Annotated in this window: 2 protein-coding genes; both read right to left on the bottom strand. The window is 48.1% G+C overall.

Going from position 1 to position 1,226, the window contains the following annotated elements; all coding sequences use genetic code 11:
- Positions 1 to 727 (bottom strand): photosynthesis system II assembly factor Ycf48 (locus tag NZ772_19250; protein ID MCS6815694.1); only part of this gene is annotated, 727 nt, incomplete at its 3' end.
- Between the two features lie 92 nt (positions 728 to 819).
- Entirely contained in the window at positions 820 to 1,152 is a 333-nt protein-coding gene (locus NZ772_19255; protein ID MCS6815695.1) for a rubredoxin, read from the bottom strand.
- Between the last annotated feature and the right edge of the window lie 74 nt (positions 1,153 to 1,226).

The raw sequence follows: 1,226 nt of genomic DNA on the forward strand, positions 1-1,226 counted from the left end.
AGAGTACACGTCCACCCCGTGCTAGCATCCACAGCTTGCCATCTGTGGTAAAGCCCATGTTTTGCACCCGACGAGAACTAGTACGATTGTGCCCTACCCACACAGATTGTCCCGGTTCCCAAGTGGAATAAAAGTTACCCTTGGCTGATACCGCAACATATTTTCCATCGGGCGATCGAGAAATATTCCGAACAACCCCAACTGCATCCTGAACAAGGGCTTTCCAGTTGCGTCCAGCATCAACTGTGCGATAGATAGCGCCTACATCGGTGACCATTTCCGCTTGATTGTTCCCTAAAGCCAAGATCCGATCGGGTGCACCAGGTAACTTGCTACTGAGGGCAACTTTTTCCCAAGACTTTCCAGCATCAGTAGTATGCAGCAAGATAGAGGGCTGACCCACAATCCATCCCTCATCCCCAGAAAAACTCACCGACGAAAACCGATAGTTAACGTCATCATCTAGTTCAAAGCTGCGTAATTGCCAAGTTTTACCGCCGTTGGTTGTTTCAAAGACGGTAGCTCGGTTACCTACAATCCATCCATGCTCTGGCGTGCTAAAGGCAATATCCAACAGGTTTGCTGTCGTAGGTAAACTAATGACCTGCCAAGGGTTATTGCTAACTGGCGGCAATAGGTCTCGGCAACTGCTACAGAGCAGTACGACAAGCAGAATCACCACAAATCGTTGGAGGCTAGTCAGAATGTTTGTCAATGTAGAACGCATGGGCATTTAAGCAATGTAAGTAACTTTCGAGTAACTTTATAGACAATGAACCACTAGCAGGCACGGGTGCAGGATTAGCGGCAACATCAGAACTAACGTAGGCCATATAGGCTCATAAAGAACAAAAACGCTAGCGCTAAGCTGCCAAAGATCAGAACACTCTTTTGACCAGGAGTCATGCGGTTAACGCCAAATCCATAGTCTAGGTTCTCTTTGAAGCCAGAGGGGGAACCCTTAGCACCAATGTTGCTAAACCGAGCTTGTGATGCCCCACAAACGGGACATCGCCACGTAGCAGGCAGATCTTCAAAGGCAGTGCCAGCAGGGATGTTATTAGCGCCGTCACCCTTGGTAGGCTCGTAAATGTAGCCACAGGCTCGACATTCGTAACGATCCAGCACAACTTTTACAAAGTTTTTGTGTATTGCTTTGCCCTCGAGTAATCATTCCAACCGAACATATAGTCATGGATCGACACGGGCAACTCATCAAGTTCGAG

The sequence above is a fragment of the Cyanobacteriota bacterium genome, from assembly GCA_025054735.1.
Classification (GTDB): Bacteria; Cyanobacteriota; Cyanobacteriia; order SKYG9; family SKYG9; genus SKYG9.